Annotated in this window: 2 protein-coding genes; one reads left to right on the top strand and one right to left on the bottom strand. The window is 30.7% G+C overall.

Annotated features, from left to right (window positions below; translation table 11 throughout):
• The first annotated feature begins 195 nt into the window (after positions 1-195).
• A complete protein-coding gene (locus HMPREF3241_RS08975) occupies positions 196-603 on the top strand; it encodes a YjdF family protein (protein WP_070853611.1) in 408 nt (135 codons plus the stop codon).
• A gap of 861 nt (positions 604-1,464) precedes the next feature.
• Here HMPREF3241_RS08975 and HMPREF3241_RS08970 read toward each other — a convergent pair.
• Entirely contained in the window at positions 1,465-2,463 is a 999-nt protein-coding gene (locus tag HMPREF3241_RS08970) for a protein rep (protein WP_083324175.1), read from the bottom strand.
• Positions 2,464-2,640: the final 177 nt, after the last annotated feature.

Raw genomic sequence — 2,640 nt, 5'->3', positions numbered from 1 at the left:
TTATTTCTATATAGTATCAAGACAAGAAGAAACTCGTTTACACTCGTTTCCAAATCACGTTATTTTGTTAATATCAAACTATGAAATGTAAAAACACAATTGGGTTGGTAGTCCCAATACAAAATATAAATTTTTGTCAGTAACCTTCCTCCTCAGGTCGTCCTTCATTTCATGTAAAAATAGAGGAGGGACAACATGAAACTTACAATTTTTCATGATGGTCAATTTTTTATTGGATTAGTTGAATATACAAAAAATAAAAAATCAGTTTTGGCTAAATATACATTTGGTACAGAACCTGATAGAGAAACTATTTTAAAGTTCATAGACAAAGAGCTTTTAAACTTAATAAATAAAAGCAAGGCAATAACTAAAAATAAATCACCTAGAAAGAAAATTAATCCAAAAAGATTGCAACGACAAGTAGCAAAAGAGCAAAAGAAAAAAGTAATCACTACTCAATCACAAAAAGCGTTAAAAAAAGAACAAGAACTCAAGAAAAAAAGTTCTAAAAAAAGAAATAAGCAACAAAAAGAAGAAGAAAAAGCACGAAAACGCAAAATCAAAAAACAAAAAGCGCAAGAAAAACATAAAGGTCATTAAATCTTGATTACTTTATTCCAATTGCTTTATTGACGTTGAGCCTCGGAACCCTTAACAATCCCAAAACTTGTCGAATGGTCGGCTTAATAGCTCACGCTATGCCGACATTCGTCTGAAAGTTTAGTTAAGGGTTCTTCTCAACATCAATAAATTTTCTCGGCATAAATGCGTGCTCTGATTAATAAAAATTCCATAAACCAAAAGTAAAATTTTTAGCAAACTTTATCACAATAGTTATCGCTTTACAGGTCTAATTTTCGTCGTTATAATCTAGTTAAATCCCGTAAGGGCGCACTTATACGTTCTTTCAGAACGTTGTGCTAAAAGCGAAATCGACCTCCGTCGATTTTTATATCAAATACAAAAGAATCGGTGTTGTAGCACAGATATAAAAATTAATACTACATACTTAAGAATCGGCGTTGTAGCGCAGATATAAAAATTAATGCTACACACTTAAGAATCGGTGTCGTGGCACAGATATAAAAATTAATTCCACGATAAAAGAATAGCTCTTTAAAAGTCAGTTCGTTTTATACGGATTGGCTTTTTTATTTTGTCTAATTTTAAATACCTTTATTTTGAATTTTAAAGGGGTATTTCGAAGAATTAGGGGTTATTTATATAGTTTTATACCTAAAAACCTATATTAGCTCTTAAAACGCAAATGAGAGCCAAATAAAAATAATTGCTTTTCACAAACAAAAATTTGAGCAAAACCAGTGACTAATTTTTTAGACACTGCCCAGTTACATGCAAATTTAAAAATTGGCATAAAACTGTGCAACCATGCGGGTTGAACGCTATAGTTCCTGCAGGGGCAAAAAAGCTTAAAAAAACGCTAGCTTTGATAAGCTAACGTTACAAATTTTTTAAGAAATAATTTTGTTTTTCGAAATTCCAAATAGCCGTAATTGAATGAGCTTTTTGTTCTTCTTCAGTTGTTTTTTCTTCATCGCTCGTTTGAATTAAATTACCTTCTTCGGCATCGTCTAAATTTAAAAGTTTATGTTTTTGTTTAAGTAAACCACCATAACTTAACATACGTTTTCTGTATAAACCTTGTTCCAAATCTTGAACAATTTCTGCGTCTTTTTCATGGTTTCCTGTTAAATAATCAGACGACTTAACCGAGTATTTTGATGTCTCTTTAATTGCTGCTTGTATATCTTTATCACCTTTTTTATTCGGCTTAATTGCTTTGATATTTGCGACAGGTTTGTAATCAACTTGAAGAGCTTTTTGCCACAAATTGATCCACTCTTCTTGAGTTATATAATTCTCTTTTTTTCTAAAATAAGCATTTTCAACACACAATAAAACGTGCATATGTTGATTATAACTACCATCATTTTTATTAACGGTTACCTCAGTTGAACGCATAAAACCAATCAAATTTTGTTTTACTTTTTTATATCTACTCAATCTATCAAAAGCTTTAGTTAAATGTTTTAAACTCTGTTCTAAAGTTTCGCCGTCAATCGCATTTTTGGTTGAAAGTGTTAAAAATAACCAACGTGCTTTTGGCTTTTCTTTAACCACTGATTCAATGACTTTTTGGGCTTGATAACTGTTTTTCATTGAACGCCTCCAATTACAAACCGGACATAATTTCGACTTACAAAACCATGTTTTATAAAGTTTTAAATACCCTTCATCAGTCGGCTTAAATTCTAAGACGTTGCCACATTGTTTTACGTTAAAAGCCTTTTTAATTTTTAAAATTTCCAGTACATCTGCATAACTTACATTGTCGATTTTCTTCTCTCTCCATGGGCGTTGTTTCCCATTTTTAGACATATCTTTCAATGTTTCATTATCTTGATTTTCGTCTATATATTTTGTAGTATTATATTGCATATAGAAAGACCTCCAGTAGTTTTTTATTGAGTAGACGCTTTAATCATACTACTGGGGTTTTTTTATGTCAAAAATTCTTTTCACGCATAAAAAACGCTATAAACCCTTTCACTTCAAGGACAATGAGCGTTTTTATAAAATCGAGTTATTTCTATATAGTATCAAGACAAGAAGAAA

Source organism: Staphylococcus sp. HMSC34G04, assembly GCF_001838765.1.
Classification (GTDB): Bacteria; Bacillota; Bacilli; order Staphylococcales; family Staphylococcaceae; genus Staphylococcus; species Staphylococcus epidermidis.
This window is presented reverse-complemented; position numbering and strand designations above follow the sequence as displayed.

Bases quoted from the DNA above. Each gene is read 5' to 3' on its own strand.
- HMPREF3241_RS08975 (WP_070853611.1), top strand. From the start codon at position 196: ATGAAACTTACAATTTTTCATGATGGTCAATTTTTTATTGGATTAGTT.
- HMPREF3241_RS08970 (WP_083324175.1), bottom strand. From the start codon at position 2,463: ATGCAATATAATACTACAAAATATATAGACGAAAATCAAGATAATGAA.